Source organism: Pseudomonas sp. SWRI50, from assembly GCF_014269095.1.
GTDB classification, from domain to species: Bacteria; Pseudomonadota; Gammaproteobacteria; order Pseudomonadales; family Pseudomonadaceae; genus Aquipseudomonas; species Aquipseudomonas kermanshahensis.
Genome location: NZ_JABWRW010000005.1, coordinates 133,421 through 157,937 on the forward strand (window position 1 = coordinate 133,421; position 24,517 = coordinate 157,937).

The 24,517-nt window shown below is 62.6% G+C and carries 21 protein-coding genes; 8 read left to right on the forward strand and 13 right to left on the reverse strand.

Annotated features, from left to right (window positions below; all coding sequences use genetic code 11):
* Positions 1-13: 13 nt before the first annotated feature.
* Both HU750_RS07820 and HU750_RS07825 read right to left on the reverse strand, forming a co-directional pair.
* Positions 14-898, reverse strand: coding sequence for a LysR family transcriptional regulator (locus HU750_RS07820; protein ID WP_186678261.1), 885 nt, complete (start codon positions 896-898; stop codon positions 14-16).
* A 97-nt stretch (positions 899-995) separates the two neighbouring features.
* Positions 996-2,042, reverse strand: coding sequence for a substrate-binding domain-containing protein (locus HU750_RS07825; protein ID WP_186678265.1), 1,047 nt, complete (start codon positions 2,040-2,042; stop codon positions 996-998).
* Positions 2,043-2,302: 260 nt separating this feature from the next.
* On the opposite strand from HU750_RS07825, the gene HU750_RS07830 reads away from it, so the two are divergent.
* The 4 genes from HU750_RS07830 to HU750_RS07845 all read left to right on the forward strand — a co-directional run bounded on the left by HU750_RS07830 (position 2,303) and on the right by HU750_RS07845 (position 8,005).
* Positions 2,303-4,510, forward strand: a complete 2,208-nt coding sequence (locus tag HU750_RS07830; protein WP_186678268.1) for a TonB-dependent receptor — start codon at positions 2,303-2,305, stop codon at positions 4,508-4,510.
* Between the two features lie 187 nt (positions 4,511-4,697).
* Complete coding sequence (locus tag HU750_RS07835) at positions 4,698-6,032, forward strand: LLM class flavin-dependent oxidoreductase (RefSeq protein WP_186678271.1); 1,335 nt, start codon at positions 4,698-4,700, stop codon at positions 6,030-6,032.
* Positions 6,029-7,072 carry an L-glyceraldehyde 3-phosphate reductase gene (gene mgrA / locus HU750_RS07840; protein WP_099454255.1) on the forward strand — a complete coding sequence of 348 codons (1,044 nt, stop codon included), beginning with the start codon at positions 6,029-6,031 and terminating at the stop codon, positions 7,070-7,072. Before HU750_RS07835 ends, mgrA begins: the two co-directional genes overlap by 4 nt.
* Before the next feature lie 3 nt (positions 7,073-7,075).
* Positions 7,076-8,005, forward strand: a complete 930-nt coding sequence (locus tag HU750_RS07845) for an aliphatic sulfonate ABC transporter substrate-binding protein (RefSeq protein ID WP_186678274.1) — start codon at positions 7,076-7,078, stop codon at positions 8,003-8,005.
* A 149-nt stretch (positions 8,006-8,154) separates the two neighbouring features.
* Here HU750_RS07845 and HU750_RS07850 read toward each other — a convergent pair whose 3' ends face one another.
* Entirely contained in the window at positions 8,155-8,634 is a 480-nt protein-coding gene (locus tag HU750_RS07850; protein ID WP_186678277.1) for a GNAT family N-acetyltransferase, read from the reverse strand.
* Between the two features lie 125 nt (positions 8,635-8,759).
* Between HU750_RS07850 and HU750_RS07855 the strand changes: the two genes are divergently transcribed.
* From HU750_RS07855 to HU750_RS07870, 4 genes are all read left to right on the forward strand, one after another.
* Positions 8,760-9,389, forward strand: a complete 630-nt coding sequence (locus tag HU750_RS07855; protein WP_172960357.1) for a LysE family translocator — start codon at positions 8,760-8,762, stop codon at positions 9,387-9,389.
* A 21-nt stretch (positions 9,390-9,410) separates the two neighbouring features.
* A complete protein-coding gene (locus HU750_RS07860; RefSeq protein WP_186678280.1) occupies positions 9,411-10,283 on the forward strand; it encodes an alpha/beta fold hydrolase in 873 nt (290 codons plus the stop codon).
* Between the two features lie 101 nt (positions 10,284-10,384).
* The gene (locus HU750_RS07865; RefSeq protein WP_099454251.1) at positions 10,385-11,260 is read left to right on the forward strand and encodes a pirin family protein; all 876 of its coding nucleotides are present in this window, start codon (positions 10,385-10,387) and stop codon (positions 11,258-11,260) included.
* 202 nt (positions 11,261-11,462) lie between these two features.
* On the forward strand, positions 11,463-11,723 hold the full coding sequence (locus tag HU750_RS07870) for a DUF1652 domain-containing protein (RefSeq protein WP_186678283.1): 261 nt from the start codon (positions 11,463-11,465) through the stop codon (positions 11,721-11,723).
* 20 nt (positions 11,724-11,743) lie between these two features.
* On the opposite strand, the gene HU750_RS07875 is transcribed toward HU750_RS07870, so the two are convergent.
* From HU750_RS07875 to HU750_RS07920, 10 genes are all read right to left on the reverse strand, one after another.
* Positions 11,744-12,358, reverse strand: a complete 615-nt coding sequence (locus HU750_RS07875; RefSeq protein WP_027593366.1) for a Yip1 family protein — start codon at positions 12,356-12,358, stop codon at positions 11,744-11,746.
* A gap of 85 nt (positions 12,359-12,443) precedes the next feature.
* Complete coding sequence (locus tag HU750_RS07880; RefSeq protein ID WP_027593365.1) at positions 12,444-12,731, reverse strand: hypothetical protein; 288 nt, start codon at positions 12,729-12,731, stop codon at positions 12,444-12,446.
* 78 nt (positions 12,732-12,809) lie between these two features.
* A complete protein-coding gene (gene alkB, locus HU750_RS07885) occupies positions 12,810-13,454 on the reverse strand; it encodes a DNA oxidative demethylase AlkB (RefSeq protein ID WP_186678287.1) in 645 nt (214 codons plus the stop codon).
* 235 nt (positions 13,455-13,689) lie between these two features.
* A complete protein-coding gene (locus HU750_RS07890; protein WP_186678291.1) occupies positions 13,690-15,135 on the reverse strand; it encodes a curlin in 1,446 nt (481 codons plus the stop codon).
* 16 nt (positions 15,136-15,151) lie between these two features.
* On the reverse strand, positions 15,152-15,625 hold the full coding sequence (locus HU750_RS07895; protein WP_027593362.1) for a curlin: 474 nt from the start codon (positions 15,623-15,625) through the stop codon (positions 15,152-15,154).
* A gap of 16 nt (positions 15,626-15,641) precedes the next feature.
* Positions 15,642-17,873: an Ig-like domain-containing protein gene (locus tag HU750_RS07900; RefSeq protein ID WP_027593361.1), complete on the reverse strand. Its 2,232-nt coding sequence runs from the start codon at positions 17,871-17,873 to the stop codon at positions 15,642-15,644.
* Positions 17,874-17,905: 32 nt separating this feature from the next.
* Positions 17,906-19,234 (reverse strand): hypothetical protein, encoded by a 1,329-nt coding sequence (locus HU750_RS07905; protein WP_186678294.1) that lies wholly within the window; start codon positions 19,232-19,234, stop codon positions 17,906-17,908.
* Positions 19,235-19,458: 224 nt separating this feature from the next.
* Positions 19,459-20,595, reverse strand: coding sequence for a DUF6708 domain-containing protein (locus HU750_RS07910; protein ID WP_186678297.1), 1,137 nt, complete (start codon positions 20,593-20,595; stop codon positions 19,459-19,461).
* A 112-nt stretch (positions 20,596-20,707) separates the two neighbouring features.
* Positions 20,708-21,844, reverse strand: a complete 1,137-nt coding sequence (locus HU750_RS07915; RefSeq protein WP_186678299.1) for a DUF6708 domain-containing protein — start codon at positions 21,842-21,844, stop codon at positions 20,708-20,710.
* Complete coding sequence (locus tag HU750_RS07920) at positions 21,844-24,510, reverse strand: T6SS effector BTH_I2691 family protein (protein WP_186678302.1); 2,667 nt, start codon at positions 24,508-24,510, stop codon at positions 21,844-21,846. The genes HU750_RS07915 and HU750_RS07920 overlap by 1 nt, the downstream gene beginning before the upstream one ends.
* Between the last annotated feature and the right edge of the window lie 7 nt (positions 24,511-24,517).

Below are 24,517 nucleotides of genomic sequence, written 5' to 3' on the forward strand. Positions count from 1 at the left end.
CTGTGGGCGCGGCCTACAGCCTGTTCCCGGCAATCTCACCAAACAGCTCCACCGGCTCCTGCAGGTTGCCCAGGTACCGTGGATGGAACAGCCACAAGTCCACCTGCGGCTTGAAATCCGTCACGTTGACCACATCCAGTGCATCCCGATGGCGGCTGCTCTGCAGCAGCGGCTCGGGCACCAAACCCAGCCCTTGCCCGTTGGCGACCAGGCCCAGTTGCAGGTCGGTGCCAAAGGTTTCCAGGTTGATCGACAGGCTTAGCCCTTGTTCGCTCAAGGCCCGCTGCAGCCCCGCACGAAAACCGCAGCCGTCGGGGTTGAGCACCCAGCCGCGGGTGTAACAATCCTTGAGCTTGTAACTGCGCTTGCTGGCGCTGCCCTTGGCGGCCACCACGCGCAGTGGCATACGCGCAATGGAGCGGCTGGTGATGCCCTCAGGGAAGATTTTGCCAGGTGGGAACAGCGCGGCAGCGGCGTCGAGCTCGCCGTTTTCCATACGGGCGATCAAGCTGCTGCCCCAGCCGCTGGTGACCTGGGTGCGCAACACCGGGTAGGTGTCGCGAATCTGCGCCAGGGCGTCGAGCAGCACCACGTCCCCCAGGGTTTGCGGCACGCCCAGGCGCAACGTGCCTGACGGGGCGCCGTCATTGGCGACCAATTCACGCAGTGAGTCGATCTCCCGCAGGATCGCCTTGCACTGCTCATACACGCGCAGGCCCATTGGCGTTGGCTTCAGCGGTTTGGTGTTGCGGTCGAGCAGGGTGGCGCCGAGGTCTTCCTCGAAGTTCTGCACGCGACGGGTGATGGCCGGCTGGGTCAGTTGCAGGGCCTCGGCGGCGAGGTTGGTCGACTGGCAACGGATGACCGCCACGAAGGCGTCCATGTCATCGATTTTCATATTCGGCGCTCACATATTGGGGCTGTGGGACATACCTTGGAAGAATAATCCTCATTGTGCGGATTGTCACAGCGCCCGATGCATCAGTGCCTTGCCGTCAGGCGCTTTCGCGGGCTACCAGTTCGCAGGCGAGCAGGTTCAACCGTTGCACTTCACCCTCATGCGCGATGGCGCCCAGGTGTTGCAGGACGCGCAAGGCCGCCACCTCGCCAATCTCCCGCGAGGGCGGCCGCAACGTAGTCAGGCTGGGCAGCAGCATGTCGGCGAAGGGGTAGTCGCCAAAGCCGACGATCGCCATGTCATCCGGTAGTCGCAGCCCCGCACGTTGGCCGGCCAGCACCGCGCCGGCAGCCAGGTTGTCATTGGCAAAGATGATCGCCTCGGGGCGTGGCGTGCGGCGGATCAGCGCCTCCATTGCCTGTTTGCCTGCCTCGAACGGCGCGCAATCGGCGGAGGGCACAAACACCCAGGGTTCAAGACCGGCCTCGGCCAAGGCCTCGATGTACCCGTCACGCCGCTCTAACGCGCTCAAGTCGCCGGCTGCGCTGTTCTGCACGAAGGCGATGCGTCGATGCCCTTTTTCCAGCAAGTAGCGGCACGCCTGCACGCCGACCTGGTGATGCAGAAAACCGACCTGCAACGGCGCCCGCTCGGGGCGGTAATCCCAGATCTCGACCACGGGCACGTCAGCTTCGGCCAGCATCTTTTCAGTCGCCGTGCTGTGGAAATGGCTGGTGACCACCAACGCCGCCGGCGACCAGCCGAGGAACGCACGCACCGCACTCTCTTCCTGTTCTTCGCTGAAGTAGCTGGACGCCAGCAGCAACTGATAGCCATGGCGGCTGAGGGTGTCGCTGAAGGCCTGAATGGTCTGGGCAAAGATCGGCCCCGAGATGTTTGGGATCACCATGCCGACAATTCGCCCGCGCGCCGAGGCGAGGCCCCCGGCGACCAGGTTGGGAACGTAGCCCAGCGCCTGCACAGCGGCCTCTATGCGCTCACGCAGAGGCGGTGAAACCTGCTCAGGCTGGTTGAAGTAACGCGACACGCTGATCGCCGATACGTCTGCCGCGCGCGCCACGTCGGCCAGGGTGGCGCGGCCTGCACCACGGCGCTTTCGGGGGGAATCCTTGGCTTGGCTCACAGGGTCGCCTCATCGGGAAATGGCGCGATGGTAGCGCTAACGCAATGGCGCCTGGCAAATAGCTTTATTGCATATCAATCTGACTTTTAAGTATTTGACGTGCTAAGCAGCGCCCTCTGATACTTGCTCATGTTAGCGCTAACAAGCGCTGCTGTTGGCAAGCGCCTGCCACTCGCACGAGCGAGACCAGACAACCACAGCACCCTCCGTGTCGGCCCGTGAACGTGGGCCTGGTCTGGTCCCATAAGGCAGTGAGCAGCATGCAGACAACTCCGTTTCCTACTACACAACGCCGGCCGCTGGCAGCGGCCATTTTGTTGGCCGCGTTCGGCCAGGGCGCCCAAGCCGCCGAACCTGCCGAGAGTGCGCCGCAAGCGACGGCCCTCGGCGCGGTGACGGTCACGGCCACTCGCCGTGAAGCCAGCCTGCAAGAAGTCCCGGTGGCGGTTTCGGTGATCGATGGCGAGCAGCTCGAGCGTGACAACCGCAACAACGTGGCCAGCATCGTCCAGCAGGTGCCGACACTCAACTACCGGGCAGGCGCCTCGAACAAGGACACCTCGCTGTTCATCCGGGGCGTCGGCACCATTTCGACCTCCCCAGGCGTCGAGCCCACCGTGGCCACCGTGGTCGATGGCGTGGTGTTCGGGCGGCCGGGCCAATCTACCCTCGACCTGCTCGACCTGGAGCGCATCGAAGTGCTGCGTGGCCCGCAGGGCACGCTGTTCGGCAAGAACGCGTCGGCCGGCGTGCTGAACGTGGTCAGCAAGGCCATCCCCGAGCAAACCCGCGGCTACGTGGATTACTCGCACTTTGGCGGTGGCGATGAAAACCGCCTGCGCTTCGGCATTGGCGGGCGTCTCAGCGAACAGTTCAAGGGCTCGCTGAGCACCTTGTGGGGCGATTACGACGGCAATGTCGAAAACGTTGCCAATGGCCACGACGTCAATGGTTACCAGCGCAAAGGTGCCCGCGGCAAGCTGGAATTCGAACCCAACGAAGACCTGCGCCTGACCTTGATCGCTGACTACATGAAAGGTGAAGACACACTCCCCAGCGGTGTGATCACAAGCGCCAGCACAGCATTTGCCAACCAACTGCGCCCGGTCACCCCTAGCGCGCACAACCGCGATATCAACAGTGACTTCAAGACCCACGTCGAAGACGAGAACCAAGGCTTGTCGGCCCAGCTTGATTGGCAGCTGGGTGACTACACCCTGACCTCGATCAGCGCCTGGCGTGGCTGGGACAACACCCAGTACCAGGACGGCGACCGCCGTGCGTTGCTCCCCGTGACCGCGTCCCATGACAAGGGCACGGTGGACTACGACCAATACAGCCAGGAGTTTCGCCTGACCTCGCCCAAAGGGCAGTTCAACGAGTACGTGCTCGGCGCCTTCTACATGCACGGCACGTCCAACGAAACCTACCAGCGCCTGTCGGTCAACGGCGGCGTGGCCAACACGGGGCGGGCAGATTACTCAACGACCAACGACAGCGTCGCGCTGTTCGGTGAGAACACCTTCAACTTCACCGACGACTTGCGCGCCATCTTCGGCCTGCGCTGGACCCACGACGACCTGGAGTACGACCACCGCCGGGTCTCCAGCTCGGCCACCGCGGTCACCGGCATCCAGCCTTCGACCGCCAGTTCCGGCTCGGTGGACGAGGACGGTTGGAGCGGGCGCACCGGCCTGCAATACGACTTCAACGACAACCTCACCGGCTACGTCACCTATTCGCGTGGCTACAAAGGCCCGGCCTACAACGTGTTCTTCAACATGCAGCCGCGCGACACCGGCGCCCTCAAGCCTGAAACCTCCGACGCATATGAAGTCGGCCTGAAGAGCACGGCGCTGGACAACCGGCTGACCGCCAACCTGGCGGTGTTCCACACCGACTACGACGACTACCAGGCCAACTTCTTCGACACGGTGGCCAATCAGGTGGTAACGCGCTTGGTCAACGCCGGCAAGGTCAAGACCCAGGGCGTGGAACTGGATGCCAGTTTCCAGGCGACGTCGCAGCTGAAGTTGAGTACTGCCGTGGCCTACACCAAGGCCCGTGTCGACCACTTCAACTGCCCGGCAGGGGCCGCGGCCAACTGCAACATCGACGGTGGCCACCTGCCGTTTACCCCGGACTGGAAGACCTACGTACGTGCCGACTACGTGATCCCGCTGGACAACGGCCTGGATGTCGAGCTTTCCAGCGACTACAGCTGGCAGGATTCGGTGCAGTTCAGCCTGGACCAGAACCCAGACACCGTGCAGGGCGCCTACGGCATCTGGAACGCCAGCATTGCCCTGGCCGACTACAACGACGGCTGGCGTGTGGCACTGCTGGGCAAAAACCTGGGTGACAAGTCGTATGCGCAGATGCTGGCCAGCGGTGGCGATTACATCTACCGCTCGGTACCACGCGACGACGGGCGCTACTTCGGCGTGCAGTTGCGCAAGGATTTTTGAGTAATCGCCCTCTAGAGCTAAAGCAAAACTTATTGATTTCGCAGGGCCGTGTGGGAGCGGGCTTGCCCCGCGAACACCGGCAAAGCCGGTGCCATGCACCGCGGGGGACCATTCGCGGGGCAAGCCCGCTCCCACAGTCTCCAATGTCCTATCACAGGGCTATGCAAACCCCATCAAGGAGATCGACATGAGCCGTCAACTGAGCCTGGGCGCCTTCCTCATGGCCACCGGGCACCACGTGGCCGCCTGGCGCCACCCGGACGTACCGGCCGACCCCATGGACTTCAGCAGCTACCGCCGCGCCGCGCAGATCGCCGAAGCGGCCTGTTTCGACGCGTTGTTCGTGGCCGACAGCGTCGCTGCGCCCACCGACGCCCTGGCTAGCCACAGTGCACGCTCCACCTACTTCGAACCGCTTACCCTGTTGTCGGCGTTAAGTGCCGTTACCGAGCGCATCGGCCTGATCGCCACCGCCACCACCAGCTACAACGAGCCGTACCACGTAGCACGCAAGTTCGCCTCGCTCGATCACCTGTCCGGCGGCCGCGCTGGCTGGAACCTGGTCACCTCGGACGCGGCCGCCGAAGCGGGCAACTTCGGCCGCCAGGCGCATATCCCGCATGCCGAGCGTTACGCCAGAGCCCGGGAGTTTCAGCAGGTGGTACAGGGCCTGTGGGACAGCTGGGCTGACGACGCCTTCGTGCACGACAAGGCCGGTGGGCTGTTCCACCGTCCTGATGGGGTGCGTGCCCTGGATCACGCAGGCGAGCACTTTCGCGTGAAAGGCCCGCTGAACGTCGCCCGCTCGCCCCAGGGGCGGCCGGTGCTGGTTCAGGCGGGCTCCTCGGAAACTGGCCGCGAGTTGGCTGCGCAGAGTGCCGAGGTGGTGTTTACCGCGCAACCGAGCCTGGCCCGCGCCCAGGCGTTCTACGCCGACCTCAAGGGCCGGCTGGCCGCTTACGGGCGGGGCGAGGATTCGCTGAAGATCATGCCTGGCGTGTTTGTGGTGGTTGGGCATAGCCAGGCTGAAGCTGAAGAGAAGTACCAGCAGTTTCAGGAACTGGTCGACCCGCGCGTCGGGGTTGGTTTGCTCGGGCGCATGCTCGGCAATTTCGACCTTTCCGGTTACCCGCTCGACGGCCCGCTGCCCGAACTGCCGCCCACCGAAGATGGCCAGCGCAGCCGCCAGCAACTGCTCACCGAACTTGCCGGCAACGAGCAACTGACACTCGCCCAGCTTGGCCGGCGCATCGCCGGCGGGCGAGGGCACTACAGCCTGATCGGCACCCCGGCCCACATCGCCGATGAACTGCAGGCCTGGTTCGAGGGCCGTGCCGCCGATGGCTTCAATGTGCTGGTGCCGCACCTGCCCCTGGGGCTGGAGGATTTCGCCAACCTGGTCGTGCCCGAGTTGCAGCGCCGCGGGCTGTTCCGCCGTCAGTACCAAGGCCGCACCCTGCGTGAACACCTGGGGCTGCAGCGCCCTGCCAATCCCTTCTTTACCGAACGAGGTCAACCATGAGCTACGCCGCCCACCCCGAGCGCTACGCGCGCATGCCTTATCGCCGTGTCGGCCGCAGTGGCCTGGTATTGCCGGCCCTGTCCCTGGGCCTGTGGCACAACTTTGGTGATGCGACGCCTATCGATACCCAACGCGCGTTGCTGCGCACCGCATTCGATGCGGGCATCAACCACTTCGACCTGGCCAACAACTATGGCCCGCCCTACGGCAGCGCCGAGACCAACTTCGGCCGGCTGCTGCGTGAAGACCTGCGCAGCTACCGCGACGAACTGATCATCTCTAGCAAGGCGGGCTGGGACATGTGGCCAGGGCCATACGGGCAGGGCGGCAGTTCGCGCAAATACCTGATCAGCAGCCTCGACCAGAGCCTGCAGCGCCTGGGCCTGGACTACGTCGACATCTTCTATTCGCACCGTTTCGATGCCGATACGCCGCTGGAAGAAACCGCCATTGCCCTGGCCGACATCGTGCGTCAGGGCAAGGCGCTGTATGTCGGCATTTCATCCTATTCGGCGGGCAAAACGGCCGAGATCGCGGCGCTGCTGACCGAACTGAAGGTGCCGCTGCTGATCCACCAGCCTTCGTACAACCTGTTCAACCGCTGGATCGAGCGTGACCTGCTGGCCACCACTGATGCGCTCGGGGCCGGGGTGATCGTGTTCACGGCGCTGGCCCAAGGCCTGCTCAGCGACAAGTACTTGAACGGCATTCCCGCCGATGCCCGCGTCAACCGCGCCGGCGGTGGCTCGTTGCTGCCCCAGCACCTGTCGCCAGACAACATTGCCCGTGCCCGCGCCCTCAATGAAATCGCCCGGGGGCGAGGCCAGAGCTTGGCGCAACTGGCCCTGGCCTGGACCTTGCGCGACCCGCGCGTGAGTTCGGCACTGATTGGTGCAAGCCGGCCGGAGCAAATCATCGAAAACGTGGCCGCACTCGATAACCTGACGTTCAGCCCCGAGGAGTTGGCGGCCATCGACCAGTACGCCGTGGAAGGCGGAATCAACCTCTGGGAAAAACCCTCTACCGACTGGAAGGAGTGACCCATGCGTGTGCTACGCCTTGCCGTCCTGTTACTGCTGAGCTTGGCCGCTGCTGCCCAGGCGGCAGACCCTGCGACGTTGCGCATTGGCTATCAGAAGGGCTCGATCAGCCTGGTCCTGGCCAAGCAGCATCGCCTTCTGGAGCAACGCTTTGCCCATACCCAGGTTGAGTGGATCGAGTTTCCGGCCGGCCCGCAAATGCTAGAAGCCTTGAACATTGGCAGCCTCGACATCGGTTCGACCGGTGATATTCCGCCGATCTTCGCCCAGGCGGCCGGCGCCGACCTGCTGTACATCGGCGCTGAACCGCCCAAGCCGCAGGCTGAGGTGATTCTGGTACCGAAAGACAGCCCGGTGGCCAGCGTCGGCGACCTCAAGGGTAAGCGAGTTGCCCTGCAGAAAGGCTCGAGTGCGCACAACCTGTTGCTGCGCAGCCTGGCCAAGGCCGGGTTGAGCATCCGCGATGTGCAGCCGGTTTACCTGGCGCCTGCCGATGCGCGTGCGGCGTTCGAGCGCGGCAGCGTGGACGCCTGGGCGATCTGGGACCCGTTCTATTCGGCCATTGACCTGGAGGGCAAGGCACGGCTGTTGGCCGATGGCCAAGGGCTGGGCTTGATCGGGCCTTTCATGCTGGGGGCGCGTGAGTACGTCGAGGCCAACGGGGCGTTTGTCGGTCAACTGCTGGATGCGATCAGCCAGGCCGAGGCGCTCACGCGCAGTGATGAAGCGGGGAGCATCCAGTTGCTTGCACAGTTCATGGGCTTGCCGGAGGCGGTGGTGCGGCGCAGCTTCAGCCATCGGCCGGCGTCGCCGGTGATACCGGTGAGCGATGAGATCGTGGCAGCGCAGCAGCGCACGGCGGAGCTGTTTTTCCAGAACAAGGTGCTGCCCAAGCGGGTGGATATTGCCGGGGCGGTGTGGCGACGGAACTGAGCCAAACACAACGTCCTGCTTTCATTGCCCGGGTAGGAGCAGCCTTGTGCTGCGAAGAGGCCGGTATTGCCACACTATTTCTATGAGCCTTACCGGCCTCTTCGCAGCACAAGGCTGCTCCTAAAGGGGGATTTCGGCGGTATTTGGGGTCAACCCTGGGCAAACGCCAACAGCTTCTTGCCATCCAGTCGATATTTAACCCACTCAGCCTGCGCTTCGGCCCCCAGCGACTGGTAGAACCCGATCGCAGGTTCGTTCCAGTCCAGCACACTCCATTCCAGGCGCCCGCAGCCGTGCTCCACGGCCTCGCGGGCAATGTGCCGCAGCAATGTGCGTCCGGCACCATCGCCGCGTTGCTCGGGCGTGACGTACAGGTCTTCCAGATAAATCCCGTTACGCCCCAGCCACGTCGAATAACTGTAGAAATACACGGCAAAACCGATCGCCTGGCCATCCCGCTCGCAGATCAGGCTGTGCACTGTACTGCCCTCGTCGAACAGGCTGCGTTCGATATCGGCAACCGAGGCGATCACCTCGTGGCGCGCACGTTCGTAGTCGGCAAGCTCAGTGATGAAGGCAAGAATCTGCGCGGCGTCGGTACGCACCGCGGGGCGGATAGTGAGGCTCATGGGGCGGGCTTCCTTGAACGGGATGAGATCGGTACAGTATTTGTATCTATTTAATTTAGCAAAACTGTACCGGTCGCAAGGCAGGGCGACTCCGTTAGTGTGACAGCACCAATAATGATTGTGGAATGCCTGCCATGCTTGCCTCTGCCGACCTGCTTACAGCGTTCGTGCTGTTTGCCTTCGTATCCTCCATCACCCCGGGGCCGAACAACACCATGCTGCTGGCCTCGGGTGTGAACTTCGGCGTGCGTCGCTCGATCCCGCACGCCATGGGCATCAGCCTTGGCTTCATGGTCATGGTGCTGGCCGTCGGTTTGGGCCTGGGCGAGGTGTTCAAGGCTTGGCCGCCGTTGTACACCGTGCTGCGTTACACCGGCGCGGCCTACTTGCTGTACCTGGCGTGGAAAATCGCGACCTCGGGGCCAATTGGCACGGATTCGGCCAAGGCCCGCAAGCCGCTGGGGTTCTGGGGCGCCGCCGCGTTCCAGTGGGTCAACCCCAAGGCCTGGGTGATGGCGGTGGGGGCCATCACCACCTATACACCGGCCCAGGGCTACGTGATGAACGTGGTCGTCATCGCCGCGCTGTTCGCCCTGGTCAACCTGCCCAGCGTCGGGGTTTGGGTCATGTTTGGCAGCGCTTTGCGCAACCTGTTGCAGAACCCGCGCTGGCTGATGCTGTTCAATGTCCTGATGGCCTTGCTGCTGGTGATTTCACTCTACCCGCTGCTGTTTGTAGAATCGGCGTTTTCATAGACCGATGAGTACAGCAAGCCGATGCAGTTGATCCCCTGGTCACACCTATGCCCCGAAGGCTTCACCTTGCGCGGGTGGCGCACACCCGCCAGTGGCAAGCCTTTGCTGCATTTTCTGCACGGCAACGGCTTCTGCTGCCTGGCGTACCAGCCGTTGCTGGTGCGCCTGGGCGAGCATTTCGACCTGTGGCTGTGTGATGTGCAAGGCCATGGTGACAGCGACCATGGCGGGGTGTTTCGCGGGTGGAACCGCACCGCTGAACTGGCGGTGGAGGCGTTCGAAAGCGGGCGTGGCGAGTATGGCGAGGTGCCGCGCTTTGCCCTCGGGCACAGCTTTGGTGGCGTGCTCACGGGGCTGATCCTGGCCAGCGCACCCACGCTGTTCGAGCGGGCCGTATTGCTTGACCCGGTGCTGTTCAGCCGCCGTATGATCGGTGTGATGGGGGCTGCTGCGCTGGTGGGCCTGCATCAGCGCCATGCCTTGGCGCGCAAGGCGGCCAACCGCCGCAGCCATTGGCCTGATCGTGAGGCGGCACTGGCCTCGCTGCAGGGGCGCGGCATTTTCAAAGGCTGGACCGATGCGGCAATGATGGCCTATGTAGAGCATGCCATTGGCGATTGTGGCGAGGCGGTAGTGCTCAAGTGCCGGCCAAGCCGTGAGGTGGAAATTTTCAGTTCGTTCCCCAAGCGCATGTGGGCAAACCTGGCCGCGATCCACACACCGACGCGGGTGCTGTATGGCGAACAGACTTATCCCTTCGTGCCACATTCGGTCAAACGCCTGGCGGCGCTGAACCCCAACGTGAGCGCGCGGCAGGTCGCCGGTGGGCACTGCTTCATGCAGGAGGACCCGGCCATGGCCGCCGAGCAGGTGTTGGCCTTCCTGCAACCGTGACGTTGTCGTTCCATAGGTGAGACGATGCATGCCATTTAAGCTGCCTACCGGCTTATTGGCATCATTGGTAAGGTGATCCCAGCCAAGAGAGGAGACTTCTCATGAAAAAGATTCTGGGTATTCACCGCAGCCCCCACGCCCACTGGGTAGGCGATGGCTTCCCGGTGCGCAGCCTGTTCACCTACGACGACCTGGCCCGCCAGATCAGCCCGTTCTTGCTGCTGGACTACGCCGGCCCGCACGACTTCACCCCTACACGTGACCGACGCGGCGTCGGCCAGCACCCGCACCGTGGTTTCGAAACGGTGACCATCGTCTACCAAGGCGAGCTCGAACACCGCGATTCCACGGGGGCCGGTGGCTTGATCGGCCCCGGCGACGTTCAATGGATGACGGCGGCCAATGGCATTATCCATGAAGAATTCCATTCGCCGGCATTCGCCCGCACGGGTGGCACACTCGAAATGGTCCAGCTTTGGGTCAACCTGCCCGCACGTGACAAGCGCGCCGCGGCGGGTTACCAGACGTTGCTTGCCACGGATATCCCGGTGGTGGCGCTGGATGACCAGCGTGGCAGCCTGCGGGTGATCGCGGGTGAATTCCAAGGCCACCAAGGCCCTGCGCGGACCTTCACCGCGATGGATGTCTGGGATTTGCGCCTGAATGCTCAAGCGACCTTGCAACTGCCCGTAGCGGCGGGGCGTAACGCCGCCTTGGTGGTGCTGCGCGGGACTGTGCGGGTCAACGGTGAACGGGAAGCCGGGCCCGCCAGCCTGGTATTGCTCGAGCGTGGCGGTGAGGACGTTGTGCTCGAGGCGCTGGAAGGCGCCAGTGTGCTGCTGCTCAGCGGTGAGCCGATCGATGAGCCGATCGTTGGCTATGGCCCATTCGTGATGAACAGCCAGGCAGAAATCGCTGAGTCGTTCGACGACTTCCATGCCGGCCGGTTCGGGCAGATGCAGGCCGAGGGCAGCTGAGACCGCTCGTCGTCAACTCTGTGCAGCCGATCGAACAGTCCTGGCTGGCCTGTGATCTTCCACTAAGGTGCTAGATGATCCCGCGCACCATCATTGCTCCGGCGCATGGACGGCCGCCTGAGCATGCGCAATATCAATTGGCACCATGCCTGGCAAAGGCGTACCTAAACAACAGGCCATCCAGTACAGAGAGGGTCGTACAATGTCGTTGATAGGCGTTTCAATGCTAGAGATGCGGCAGATGATCGAGCAAGCCTGCCTGCCTGATCGCTGCGAGGTCAGTTGCGCGGATGGCGCCCACCTGACCATCCGCCTGGGCCAGGGGCAGCGCCTCGAAGCGGGCGTTACCCTGACAGGCGTTGCGCTGCAGGACCTCAACAGTTGCCGCGACGTCGTGAACCTGCTTTCGCAGCTTCATGCGCTGCGTGACAAGCCGACCACGCCAATAAGGGCGATTGCCTGAGCCTGCACCTTGTGTCCCGGTCAGCCGAGGCTGGCCGGGCGCACATATTCCGGCATCAGGCCGTTGAACCAAAAGAGGATCATCGACACCAGGATGGTTACCAGCACCAATAGCCCAACCCCCCACACACAGGCGGCGAACAGCATGGCCTGCTCCTTGCGTAACCGCAGAAATGTCTGCAGCCCGCCAAACAGCAGCACGCTGGCATAAGCCGAAGCAGCCAATAGCGCAGTCAGCGCCAGCCAGCGAATCGGCAGCAACCCAACCACCCCCGCGAAAAACCACGGCGTGGCGCAGTAAGCGGCAAAGCCGATGCATTGCTGCAGGCTGGGTTGCGCATCGAAGCCGCGTGACATCCAGCGAATCATCACGCCCATGATCATGACCCCGACCACTGTGGCTGCGTACAGCAGGCCTGCCAACTGCGCCGCGCTGCCAATGCTCAGGCGCACGCGTTCTTCGGCGGCCAGGCTCCAGCCGAACGTGGTGGTGCCGACAAACAGGCAAATGGCAGGGATCAGCGCCAGGGCTAGCAGCCGAGGCAGGTATTGCTGCGGATGGTCCTCTTCGGCGCGGCGTATCTCCATCCAGGCATCGGACGGGCGGGTGAAGAGCTTGAGCAGTGGACTGTTCATGACGGTCTCCAGAAGGCGTGGGCTCTTTTCTATGGAGACGCGCAGTTGCGGGCAGGTTCAGCGCATTTGATCGCCGTTGATCACCTTATTGCAGCTCCAGCAAGAGGTTCAGCCCGCCATCGCCACATTTGCCCTGGTCACGCACCACCCCGCGGTAGGTGCGGCCATCCCAGACGAACGCCACGCTATGGGCGCGATCGACCTTGTCGGGCAGCGGCGGGCAGATGTGCAAGCGAAGGGCAGGGCGGCCCTGCAGGTTGAGGGCGGCGAGTTGGCATTGGCATTCCACGCTCTGGGCGACCGGGCCGAACAACGTATCGCGTACGTAATCCAGCTGCACAAAGGTATTGGGTGCGCGGCCGGGCATTTTCATGGGCATGGCTCCTTGTGAACGCTGACGCGGCTCCTCTTTAGAAGCCTTTCAGGCCCGGATGTTCAAGTTTTTACCTGATCAGCCCGCTTTGCGCAGGGTCAGGTTGATCCGCCGCTCGCCCATGCGCGGATGCACGCCGGGCTTGATGGGCAGCACACCATGAAAGCGCAAGCGATCCTCACCGCCCCACACCAGCACATCGCCATGGCTCAACGGCACACGCTGGGTCTTGTCCGAGCGCTGCAGCCCGCCCAGCAGGAACACTGCCGGCAAGCCCAGTGAAATCGACACGATCGGCTGGCTGAAGTCCTGCTCGTTACGGTCCTGGTGCAAGCTCAAACGGGTGCCTGGCAAGTAGTGGTTGACCAGGCAGGCGTCGGGTACGAAGTCGTCGAAACCGGCGACGGCCGCAGCGCGGTTTGCCAAGCCGAGCAGCACCGGCGGTAGCGCAGGCCAGGGTTGGCCACTCTGCGGGTCGGTCAGGGTGTAGCGGTAGCCTTGCTCGTCACTGACCCAGCCCAGTGCCCCGCAATTGGTCAGTGCGACAGCCATGTGCAGGCCACCGGGCGTCTGCATGTGCCGGAACGGCGCGGCGCGCAGCACCGGGCGCAAAGCGTCTAACAAGGCCTCGAGCTCGGCCAGGGCGAAGCCGGGCAGCAGCACGGTATGGCTCGCCAGGCGTTGCGGCTGGGGGCCGAACAGGTCGAGGTCGGACTGGATCATGGAAGCAGCACCAGGCTTACGGTGTTCCATTCTACCCCGGCTCATGCGCTCCCCGTGTAGGAGCAGCCTTGTGCTGCGAAGAGGCCGGTGAAAACACAGTAAATTTGCGCTGATGTCACCGGCCTCTTCGCAGCACAAGGCTGCTCCTACACAGGGCGGTGAGGTAGCAGGGAAACAATAAAAAGGAACCGCGGCACCAGGGAGAGTGAGCACCGCGGTTCAAGGGGGGAGCAGGTTATTGTTGGGTCACAGTGGCCATGTTCGCGCTGCCCAGCTGGCTGATGGTGGCGGTTTGCGCCATGCCGCTCTGGTCGACGAACGCCTTGTTGCCCTGGCCACCTTGGGTCACGTAGGCGACGTTGATGCTGTCGGCCTGCTTGATGGTGGCCTCGTTGCCACTGCCGTAGAGCTGGTTGGTGTAGCTCTGGTTGCTATAGCCGGACTGGTCCAGGTTGATGACGTTGCCGGTGCCCTCGCTGCTGCCGAAGGCATAGTTGTCGGTACCGCGCTGGTCGGCGACCAGGATGTTGTCGGTGCCGTTCTGCTCGAAGAACAGTTCGTTGTTGCTGTCGGCCTGCTTGGTCTGCATCGCGTTGTTGTTGCCGGTCTGGTTCAGCGTGGCCAGGTGGTTGTCGCCGTTCTGCGTCAGGTTTACGCCGTTACCGTTACCGTACTGGTTGATCACGGCCGTCTGGTTGACGCCGAACTGGCCGCCCATCTTGTCGCCTTTCCAGTTGCTGGCGGTGATCTTGTTGCCGTTGCCTTGGGTGGTCACGGTCAAGTTCAGGTTTTCGCCGTTCTGGTAGGTGTAGTGCAGGTTGTTGTTACCGGTCTGCGAAATGGTGGTGGTCGAGTTGTTGCTCTCGAACTGGTCCGACCAACTGGCGTTGGCCTTGCCTTTTTGCGTGAGGGTGGCCTTGTTAGCGTCGCCGAAGCTCTGGTCGATGTAGCCTTCGTTGAGCTGGCCGGTCTGGGTGACGTTGGCCTGGCTGCCAACTTGTGTGTCTTGCCAGACCTCCACCGAGTTGCCGGTACCGGTCTGGCTGAGGCCGATGGTGCCACCCTCGCCGTCGCGCTGGTCGCCGTAAGCCCAGTTTTCCTTGCCGTCCTGGTAGATCTGGATGTTGCCGTCGTTATGCGTCAGGTGCTCGGCGGCGGCGTAGTTGTCGGCGCCTGCCTGGATGATCATGCTCTGGTTATTGCTGCCGCCGAAGGTCTGCTCGACGAAGGCTTCGTTGCGTTGGCCGGACTGCTGGGTGGTGGCCTGGCTGCCCAGCTGGCTGTCCTGCCACACGGTCGAGCGGTTTTCAGTGCCTTGCTGGGTCTGCAGCGACTGGTTGTTCTCGCCCAGCGACTGGCTGGCGAAGGCATCGTTATAGCTGCCGCCGGCCTGCTGGGTGATCTGGCTGCCATTTTCGAACAACTGCTCGGCGTAGCCTGCGTTGTACGAGCCGTTGGCGCTTTGTTGGATATCGCTGGTGCTGTTGGCCTGCACCGCCAGGTGATTGTGGCCCTTGCCGGTCTGCGACTGGGTGGCCGAGGCGAACGGCGCGAGGGTCTGGGTCACTTCGGCAATGTTTTCCTTGCCGTCTTGAGTTTGGGTCGAGGTGCTGTCGGCAGCCATGACCTGGCCTGCAAGGGCGAGGACGATAGCGGCACTGAGGGGAGCGAGCTTGAACATGGTGGTGCCTCCAGGTCTATCGGTATTGGGTGATCTGAACATGCTGGCCATTGCCGGCTTGGGTCACGGAGCTGTTGAGGCCCGTGCCGGACTGCACGATGTTGGCGCTGTTGTTGTTGCCGATCTGGTCGATGGCAGCGCTGTTGCTGCTGCCGCTCTGGCGGATCGACGCGCTGTTGCCATATCCCTGCTGGCTGATGCTGGCCATCAGGTCACTACCTTCTTGCAGGATGTACGCCTCTTGCGCGCCCCCGGCCTGGACGATGCGGCCCAGCAGGGCCTGGCCGTTCTGGTCGAGGGCGGCGCGGTTGCCCGTGCCTTGCTGCTCGATCACCGCTGCCTGGCCGGCGCCGACCGGTAACAGGCGGATGATCACGGGGTCGCCGAGGTCATTGCCGGCCGCAAGGTCGGCGTTGTCCATCAGGTCCTCGGCCCAGCTGGCCTGGCCCGCCAGGGCCAGGCAGAGCAACAGTGGATACAGGCATTTCATGGCGTTCTCCCGCCTTCTACTGCACGACGACGTTGACGGTGCGTGTGGTCCCTGGGCTGGTGGTGATGGTCGCCGTCGGCGCGGCGGTCGGGATCACCGTGGTGCTGTTGCTGACCGCCAGGCGCCAGCGCCCGGTGACCGGTACGGTAGTGGTGCCCAGGGTTTGCACGCCGGTGGTAGTGGTGACACGTACGGTCACAACGTTGCCGGTGGTCACCGACGAGGTGCCGCTGATGTCCCAGTTGTACCGGTTGTTGGAGCGTGCCGTGACCGTGGCTGCGGTGACCGCGAAGGTCTCGGCGGCTGGGCGTGGCGACACGTTGACCGTGACAGTACCGGCGTTGGACAGCGCCCCCAGCGAGTCACGCACCTGGTAGGTGAAGGTGGTGGTAAAGGCCGCCGTCACCGTGGCCGGTGGGGTGTAGGTCACCGTCGTGCCATCGGTGCTGACGGTGCCTCGGCCGGCAGCGGGTTGTGTGACGGCGGCAACGGTCAACGGCAGGTTGCCTTCCGGGTCGGTGTCGTTGGCCAGCACGTTGATGGTCAGCGGCACGCCCAGGGTGGCGACCGTTTCCGGGTTGGCCGTCGGCGCTTGGTTGGGGGCAACGTTGATGGTCACCGTGGCCGGTTCCGACTTCAGGCCTTTGGCATCCACCGCCCGGTAGTTGAAGGTGGCCACCAGCGGTTGCGTGGCACCGGCGGGTGGGGTGTAGGTGACCGAGGTGGTGCCGTTGAGCACGACGCCGCCAAGGCCGGTACCGGGTTGGGTCAGGTCGCTGATGGCCAGCGGTACGTTGCCGTCCGGGTCGCTGTCGTTCAGCAGCAGGTTGAGGGTCAGCGGGATGCCGACACTGGTGCTGCCGACATCGGCCTGGGCCAGCGGCGGTTGGTTGGCGGCCTCGACCGGCGCATTGCCGACCACGATCACCGGTTCCACATCGCTGCCGCCATGGGCCGACTTGACGGTGACAGTGGCCGGCGGCTGTGCCAGGTCATTCACGGTCAGGCTTTGCAACGTGCCCGATTTGGACATCCGGCCATAGCCTTGGGCGAGCATGTCGGGGATGGCCACTTCGTCGCTGGAGCGGGCCTCGATGAACAGGCGCTTGTTGGCCCAGTCGTAGCGTGCGGTGCTGACCTTGACCACGTCAGTCAGCTTGCTCGACAGTGCGGTCGGCTGGGTGCCGGCAGTGCTGTTGCTGGCAGTCACCACCACCACGGCGGGCGGCACGGCCTGGCCGAACTGCTGGCTGAAGAACAGCCCGTTGTTGTCTGTCAGCAGGTTGAACTGGCAAGGCGAAGGCGGCGTGCCGATCAGTGCCAGGCCATTGCGCATGCACAGACTAGCGTCATGCGGCGCCTTGGCGAACACCTCCACACGGGTGCCGGAGCCGTTGCGCGAGTAGGTGGCGCGCTCCAGGGTCACTGGCGTTTGCGCACGCTGGTCGAGCACCTTGCCAGACACCGTGAACAGCGACGTTTCGATGCGCCCGGGCGGGCCGTCAATACGGATGAAGTTGGTGTTGAATGGGCTGCCGACCACGGTCTCGGGCCTGTTCGGGTCACCAATGAAGGTGTCGGTGGCGCCGGTGTCTGGGTTGACTTCCAGGTACGGCCCGCCAGCGCCTCTTAGCCATGGGCCCAGCGCGCCGTTGAGCGCACCGGTGAAGTTACCAGGGGCACCGATGCCGATGTCACGGGTGATGTTGATCGCGCGCCGGCCAGGGGTGGTGACGTTGACCGTCTCGACACCGTAGGGGTGGGTAATGGTGTAGACACCGGCCCGGGGTACCGAGACGCGGATGCGGATGCGGGCAAAGCTCTGCTGGTCGCCATCCACCGGGTTTTCAGCGGCAAAGGCGGCCTCAAGGCCGGCGACATAGGCGTCCAGCTCATAACCGCTGTTGCCCACTGCCGGGATGGTGGCTTCGGCCAGGAACCAGAACATCTCGGGTGGCCAGTTGTCGGGGAACACCAGGGGCAAGGCGTCGTCGTAGATGCCCGGCTCCGGCAACAAGGTACACATGTAGGACGGTGCACCCGGCGCGCCGGCAACCCGCGAACTGGTGGCGCGTGACTGGCATAGCTCAAGCGACAGGTCGTTGCCGTCCTTGTACCACATCGGGTAGCCGCCGGTGGCGAAGGTGTAGGGCCCGGGGTCGACATCGGACAGCGCGGCGAAGGCAGCGCTGGTGACAGTGAGGGAGAAACCGGCGGCGAACAGCGCACGGCGTGGCCAAGTGTTCATGCTGCCTCCTTGAGGGCTGAGCCTTTGTCTGTTCATGGCACCAGCACCACGTCTTCGCTGTCGCTACCGCCATTGGCGCTGGTGACTTGCACTTTGGCCGGTGGGATGGGCGAAAGGGATGTGCTCAATGTCTTCACCGCGCCGTTACCACTGAGGTTGCCCAGCAACGTGCCGTTGCCAGTGTGGGCGGTGAGGGCGGGCGGGCTGGTTTCGTCACTGGTGCTGGCGACCAGCGTCAGTTGCCCGGTGGACAGGTGATATTCAGCCTGAGTGATGGTCACCAGGTCGGTCAGTGGCAGGTTGGCCGTGGTCAGGCTGCTGGTCGGGATGGCCACGCTGTTGTCGGCGGTCAGTACCAGCGTGGTGGGCACATTGGGGTTGAGTACCGACTGGGCGTACCAGGCACCGGTGCCGTTGGCTTCGGTCAGGTTCAGGTTTGGCGTCTGGCTGGTCAGGGTGACGGCGGCCGGTGGCGGCGGGGCCATGACGAAGACATCTTGCTGGGCGTGCAGGTCGCCATTCTCGGTGCGCCGCGAGTAGGTGGTGCGCTGCGGCATCAGCGGCGTGGGCAGGGCAACATCGGAAAGCTTGCCCGAGATCGAGAACAGCTCGGTCCGCAGGTCGATGCCCCCCGGGCCTTCGATGCGCACGAAGTTGGTGTTGAACGGGCTGCCGGTCACACGCTCATCCAGGTTCGGGTCGCCGATGAAGCGCTCGTTGCCTTCGGTGTAGGGGCCATTGACGCTGCGCAGGAACGGCCCGACATCGCCTTTGAGCGCGCCGCTGAAGTCGCCAGCGCCAGCGATGCCAATGTCGCGGGTCATGTTGATCGCTCGGCGTCCACCGGCGGGTACGTCAAAGACTTCGACCCCGTAAGGGTGGGTGATCACGTAGGTGCCTGCAGTCGGCACATCGACGCGAATACGCACCCGGGCGAAGCTGACCTGGTCGCCTTCGACCGGCTCTTCGGCGGCAAATGCTGCCTCGATGGCCGTGCCGTAGCTCAGGTCGATGCCCCGTGCAGCGTCGACGATGGCGGCGTCGGCGGTGAACCAGAAGGCTTCGTCAGGGAAGTTGGTGGGGAAGGCGATGGGTTGGGTGTCGTCGAACACGCCGGGAGTGGGTAGCAGTGTGCACATGTACGCCGGCGCACCGGGAGCACCGGCGACCCTTGAACTCACCGCCTTGGTCAAGCACAGGTCGAGGGTGCGACCATGACTGTCCTGGTACCAGCCTGCAAAGTTGCCATTGGCAAGGTTGTAGGGGCCGGGGTCGACAGCGTTCAATGCAGCCTGTGCCGGGATCTGGAGCATGCCGGCGAAAATCGCCACTGCCAGCGGGTGGGGTATCGGTCGGAGCATGAGTCAATTCCTCCTGCAAACGGGCCCATGGACTTGGGGCGTCTGAGAGGAGATCGGCAATAGGCGTGCCAAACCGAAATAAATGACTCGCAGGCCGCACACAACGCGGGATACGGCCGTTTCGTGGGTTTCTTTTACGGTGCTTGTCAATGGGCCCGGTGCCCCCAGCATTGGGGAATTGGGTCGGTGGTTGCGACCCACTCGTTTGCCTGTTCAGCCCGCTTTTATGTCGGTGTTTTTGACGATTTGGAGGTGCGTGGTTTCCGTGGTTTTTTCTCGGGACGCTTGCCGGGCTTGAGCTGCCAACGGTCGGCATTGGCGAGTAGGCGTTCCTGGATGTCGGGCGGGTAGTCACTCAAGGTGGTGGGTGGAGGTACTGGTTTGCCGGGCAAGCCGGCCTCGCGAATCACCTTCGGCCAGCGTGGTCGCCAGCACAGCAGCAGGCTGAACCAGTGCGCGGTGCCGACAATGACGAAAGCGGGCCAGACCATGAGCAGGGCGAGTTTGAACAGCCAGCTGCTTTTGCGGAAGAAGCGGCCGAGGCCTTCGAATTGGGCGCTGAATGCCTGGATGGGCGAGGGCAGTTGGGTGCTCAGACGGGGGCGGGGGACGGCGTGAGGGCCTTCTTCCATGTAGCGGCGGATGAACTCCCATTCGTCGCGGAGCTCGCTGCCGCCTTGGCCTTGCTTGCCGAGCAGGGCCATTTCCATGTGGGGGAGGCCGGTAAGGCTGGGGTGCCAGACCAGACCTAGTCTCATGCCCACGCTTAGTGAGTCGTCCTTTGGATACAGGCCTGTGCTTCCGGTTGTTCTCCAGGGGAAAGTTACGATGCCGCCGCAATAACTTGGTCGATGGAGGTGGACCTGTTGGGTTTTTCGATTGAAGCGAATGAGTAAGTGACGGCTGGTCAGCATCTCCAAACGCGTAAATTGTAAACCGTACTTAAGATAAAAATAGATAATCGCGCAATCCATGCTTATCATAAGCAGCATTAGTATGACGTCGATGAGCGAGATTTCATAAGGAGATAGTATGTCTAGATAGATTGAGTAAAGCGTTGTTATAGCTCCGGTATAGAGTATCGGAATTAAACTCCCTAAGGTCATGAGGGTGATTAATCCTCGCTTCTCTTCAGTGGCCCCGCAACGCATTTCCAGATAGGTTTCATTGAGTGCGAATATGGGGCCCCTTGTGCGGGGTGCTTCGCTGACGGAGCGGAAATGAACGTCCTCTTCTAAGTCTCCTTCATAAAAATCCTCGTCGGCACGTTTATCCGATGAGCTTCTTTCGCTGTCGAATTTGTTACGCGCGACCTCTGATTCTGTGGCCATTCGCCATAGGCCGCACTCCACAATATACATTACAGGGCCTCGCTGATTAAGCGGGGGCGTTGAGCGGGGTTTCCACATAACGCAGGGCGGTAGCTGCATGTGGTTCGCCTGCGCTGGTCGAGCGTGTCGGTCATGGATGACATCAGACGAACGCCTTCGGCTTTTTGGGCGTACGCGGTTTGCGTGGTTTCTTCTCGGGGCGCTTGCCGGGCTTGAGTTGCCAACGGTCGGCATTGGCGAGTAGGCGTTCCTGGATGTCGGGCGGGTAGTCACTCAAGGTGGTGGGTGGAGGCACTGGTTTGCCGGGCAAGCCAGCCTCGCGGATCACCTTTGGCCAGCGCGGTCGCCAGCACAGCAGCAGGCTGAACCAGTGCGCGGTGCCGACAATGACGAAAGCGGGCCAGACCATGAGCAGGGCGAGTTTGAACAGCCAGCTGCTTTTGCGGAAGAAACGGCCGAGGCCTTCGAATTGGGCGCTGAATGCCTGGATGGGCGAGGGTAACTGGGTGCTAAGACGGGGGCGGGGGACGGCGTGAGGGCCTTCTTCCATGTAGCGGCGGATGAACTCCCATTCGTCGCGGAGCTCGCTGCCGCCTTGGCCTTGCTTGCCGAGCAGGGCCATTTCCATGTGGGGGAGGCCGGTAAGGCTGGGGTGCCAGACCAGACCTAGTCTCATGCCCACGCTTAGTGAGTCGTCCTTTGGATACAGGCCTGTGCTTCCGGTTGTTCTCCAGGGGAAAGTTACGATGCCGCCGCAATAACTTGGTCGATGGAGGTGGACCTGTTGGGTTTTTCGATTGAAGCGAATGAGTAAGTGACGGCTGGTCAGCATCTCCAAACGTGTGATTTTCATCCCATATTTTGAATATAGATATAGTGTGGTGCCAGCGACTAGTATCATGATAAGAGTGAGCATCACAGATATGAATGAGCGTGAGGTTTGGTCCGTTATATCAACCCAAAGGAAACTTAGTGCGGTGATTGTCGTGACGCCTATGATTGGCATAACTCCGACGAGCATCGCAAGCGTAAGTAGTCCACGTTTTTCTTCTGAACCACCGCAGCGCATCTCCATGTAATCATTGTTGAAGGCGAAAACGGGGCCGCGCGTATTAGGTTTTTCGCTGACAGACCGGAAATGAATATCTTCTTCCAGATCCCCCTCGTATAAGTCTTTAGCTGATCGCTTCTCTGAAGGTGTCATCTGTGCTTCGGAGGCTTTTCGTGCGACTTCTGACTCGGTTGCCATCTGCCAAAATGCCCACTCCATCAAGTACATTACAGAACCTCACTGAATGCCGAATATAGAGCCCTCAACTCATCTTCCTCCTTGTAAATGCTGGCGGTATTTCCGATGCGGAAACAACTGCGCTTGCACCACTTCTCCAGTGCGTCATCTTCAAGGAGGTAAATTATGAGCGTTAGGGCGAGGCCTATCCAAAAGGCTCCCAGCACTAATCGAGCGAGTAGCAGACGAGCAGCTTGTGTGCCGAGAGTGTTTGCGAGCCCTGCCATGGTTCGGCTAAAAAGTCTTACTAATTTATTGGAGCTTGAATTAGCCAAGTGCTCGAACAGTGGTCTCGCAATCGCGACGGCTGTTCCAAACTCTGCCAATGATAATGTAATGGTTGCCGCTCCTCTGAAAGCGTATGCAGTGGCCAGAATCTTCGACTTCCTCCTCTCTTGCTTCGTAGTCGGTTCGCTTTCTAGATGCTTAATCCAGTCTGAAAAATCCCACCACGCCAGCACCCCCCCGCCGATACTGGCCAAACTACCCCCCCAAAGCTTCAACCTCCCCAAGGTCACCGCCGCCCCTCTCCCAGTCACACTATTCGCGCCATACCGCGTCACCACCTGGTCCACATAACTGGCGCCAATCTCGAAGCCCGCCGCAGCCGTAGTCATGGCCGCTGCAAAGAGTTCGGTCTTCACCCGTGCATCACTGTCAGGCAGCTCGCGTGCCTTGAAGGCCATCAGCATGCCTTCGAGCAAACACACCAGCCCTGCAGCACGCACCTTGTAGAAGTCGCTGTTGTTGGCCTGCATCAGGCCTTCAGCCCAGGCCTGGTCCAGATAGCGTGCAACCTGGGCACCACTGCGCTGTGGGTTCAAGGGCTGCCCACTACGAGCCGCTTCGCCCAGGCGTATGTCGACAGCCGTTTCATGTACCGAGGCGAACAATGTCAGGCGCAGGCCATGGTGCAGCGCGCGGTCCACACTGCTGGGTGCCCCGGTACGCAGCACTTGGCGCCCCAGCGCGACGTACCAGGCATACAAGCCGATGCTGGCGGTGCTGTTTCTGCTTTGTAGCTCCTCGTACAGCGTGTTGATGCGCCCGAAGGCATTCGCCGCGATGTGCGCCTGCCGGGCGAGCGACTCACGCAACGTGAAAGACGTCTCTGAGGCCGGCTCGGCCTTGGCCGCTTCCAGAAGCGCGGCAAGCGCTTCGCGGATGTCATTCTGGTTGTAGCTGATGCCGCGCATTGCCAGATTGCCCCGATGCGCCACATCGCTGCGCCACCAGTGGTCCAGTACCGTCGCGCCCCACTCGCTGAGCTCCATGCCGATTACGCACTGGCCGGTTTGCTCGGCAAAGGCCAAGCCATTGATCAGGTCGGCATTGTCGTAACGGTCCAGGGCCTGCAGCAGGCGTTCGCTGAGGAGCCATCGGGTATGGTCCTTGGCGCGGTCTTCTGCAGCTTGCTGGGCTTGTTGCATCGCTTGCTCGAAGCCTGCGAGCTGATCGTGCATGGCTTGGCGGTCGACCAGATGGCCGTATTTCTGGTCGAACTTATTGCTGAATTCGCCAGCATCCTGGCGGGCCTGAACCTTGGCCCGGACTTCGCGTTCGTAGTGCGCCAGATGAGGTTTCATCCGGGCGTCATGTGCATCGGCCTGCTGGCGAGCGTGGTCGGTGAACCCATAGAAGTCCACAGGCGTCACCGGCTGCTTGCGCACGGCCTCGGCCATGACCTCACGCTTGACGATGCGCTCGGCCATCATCTGCGGGTAGAGCTTCTCGATCTCCAGAAACGACTGCGCAACAAGTAGTTTGCGCTCATTGTCCACGCCGGGCTCCACAACGCGCTGCAGCCAGTGGGTCTTCACCTCTTCGACGGCTGCGTTGCGCCAGGCATTGAGCTCTTGGGTAATGCCGAGGGCATCCTCGATCACGATAGCGGCGCCGCGCGGCTTGGTTTGATTCATGGGCGGCGCCAGGGCTTGCCGTGAAGCGTGCGGGGACACGATCTGAGCGTTGTTGAATGGCTGCTGGTCGAGCAGGGCCTGCAGGTCTGCGTCGTCCTGGGCCTTGAAGTCGGCTACCCAGTTCAGTTGGTCGTGCTTGAGCACGTGGGGCTGTGGCGGCGCGTCAGAGGGTTGAATGAACCCTGCGATATCGATCGCGGGCAGGCTGCTGCGGTACTCGTCTTCGAGCAGGCGGTAGTTGTCGAGCATGCGCGGCGTGAGCGGGGAGGGGCTGAACAACGGGCGCAGCTCCTGGATGTCGTCCAGGTCGTAGAGCGTGATGGTCCAGCCGAAGGCGCGGACGATGTCCTCCAGGTTGCCTGCGCTAGGGGCAGGCTCCCAAGGGGCGTCGGCGCTGATGTACAACAGTGAGCCATTCGGCGCCACGCGGTACTGGCTGTGCCATTCGTGCGCCGGTGCGCTGTGGCGTTTGATCAGCAGGTAAAGAAAGCCTTCGCGCAGCGGGCGGATGGCGTAGCTGGAGTGGGTCAGTGCAGCCACCTCCTGAAAGGGGCTGAGGTAGCCCGGCAACTTGGGCAACCGGGCGCGTTGTGCCGGGTTGCCGCCAACGGCGGCATAGCGCAAGGGCAGCAGTTCGAAGCGGCGGGTGCAGTCGGCGACGGGGCTGTTGCGTAGCGCGGGGCGGTAGCCGGTTGTGATACGTCTGCACAGGTCGAGCGTGTCGGTGAGCGAATCCATGGGCGTG

Bases quoted from the DNA above. Each gene is read 5' to 3' on its own strand.
- HU750_RS07820 (WP_186678261.1), bottom strand. From the start codon at position 898: ATGAAAATCGATGACATGGACGCCTTCGTGGCGGTCATCCGTTGCCAG.
- mgrA (WP_099454255.1), top strand. From the start codon at position 6,029: ATGAGCTACGCCGCCCACCCCGAGCGCTACGCGCGCATGCCTTATCGC.
- HU750_RS07860 (WP_186678280.1), top strand. From the start codon at position 9,411: ATGCAGTTGATCCCCTGGTCACACCTATGCCCCGAAGGCTTCACCTTG.
- HU750_RS07865 (WP_099454251.1), top strand. From the start codon at position 10,385: ATGAAAAAGATTCTGGGTATTCACCGCAGCCCCCACGCCCACTGGGTA.
- HU750_RS07830 (WP_186678268.1), top strand. From the start codon at position 2,303: ATGCAGACAACTCCGTTTCCTACTACACAACGCCGGCCGCTGGCAGCG.
- HU750_RS07910 (WP_186678297.1), bottom strand. From the start codon at position 20,595: ATGTATATTGTGGAGTGCGGCCTATGGCGAATGGCCACAGAATCAGAG.
- HU750_RS07895 (WP_027593362.1), bottom strand. From the start codon at position 15,625: ATGAAATGCCTGTATCCACTGTTGCTCTGCCTGGCCCTGGCGGGCCAG.
- HU750_RS07880 (WP_027593365.1), bottom strand. From the start codon at position 12,731: ATGAAAATGCCCGGCCGCGCACCCAATACCTTTGTGCAGCTGGATTAC.
- HU750_RS07875 (WP_027593366.1), bottom strand. From the start codon at position 12,358: ATGAACAGTCCACTGCTCAAGCTCTTCACCCGCCCGTCCGATGCCTGG.
- HU750_RS07920 (WP_186678302.1), bottom strand. From the start codon at position 24,510: ATGGATTCGCTCACCGACACGCTCGACCTGTGCAGACGTATCACAACC.
- HU750_RS07905 (WP_186678294.1), bottom strand. From the start codon at position 19,234: ATGCTCCGACCGATACCCCACCCGCTGGCAGTGGCGATTTTCGCCGGC.
- HU750_RS07855 (WP_172960357.1), top strand. From the start codon at position 8,760: ATGCCTGCCATGCTTGCCTCTGCCGACCTGCTTACAGCGTTCGTGCTG.
- HU750_RS07900 (WP_027593361.1), bottom strand. From the start codon at position 17,873: ATGAACACTTGGCCACGCCGTGCGCTGTTCGCCGCCGGTTTCTCCCTC.
- HU750_RS07850 (WP_186678277.1), bottom strand. From the start codon at position 8,634: ATGAGCCTCACTATCCGCCCCGCGGTGCGTACCGACGCCGCGCAGATT.
- HU750_RS07890 (WP_186678291.1), bottom strand. From the start codon at position 15,135: ATGTTCAAGCTCGCTCCCCTCAGTGCCGCTATCGTCCTCGCCCTTGCA.
- alkB (WP_186678287.1), bottom strand. From the start codon at position 13,454: ATGATCCAGTCCGACCTCGACCTGTTCGGCCCCCAGCCGCAACGCCTG.
- HU750_RS07870 (WP_186678283.1), top strand. From the start codon at position 11,463: ATGTCGTTGATAGGCGTTTCAATGCTAGAGATGCGGCAGATGATCGAG.
- HU750_RS07915 (WP_186678299.1), bottom strand. From the start codon at position 21,844: ATGTACTTGATGGAGTGGGCATTTTGGCAGATGGCAACCGAGTCAGAA.
- HU750_RS07835 (WP_186678271.1), top strand. From the start codon at position 4,698: ATGAGCCGTCAACTGAGCCTGGGCGCCTTCCTCATGGCCACCGGGCAC.
- HU750_RS07845 (WP_186678274.1), top strand. From the start codon at position 7,076: ATGCGTGTGCTACGCCTTGCCGTCCTGTTACTGCTGAGCTTGGCCGCT.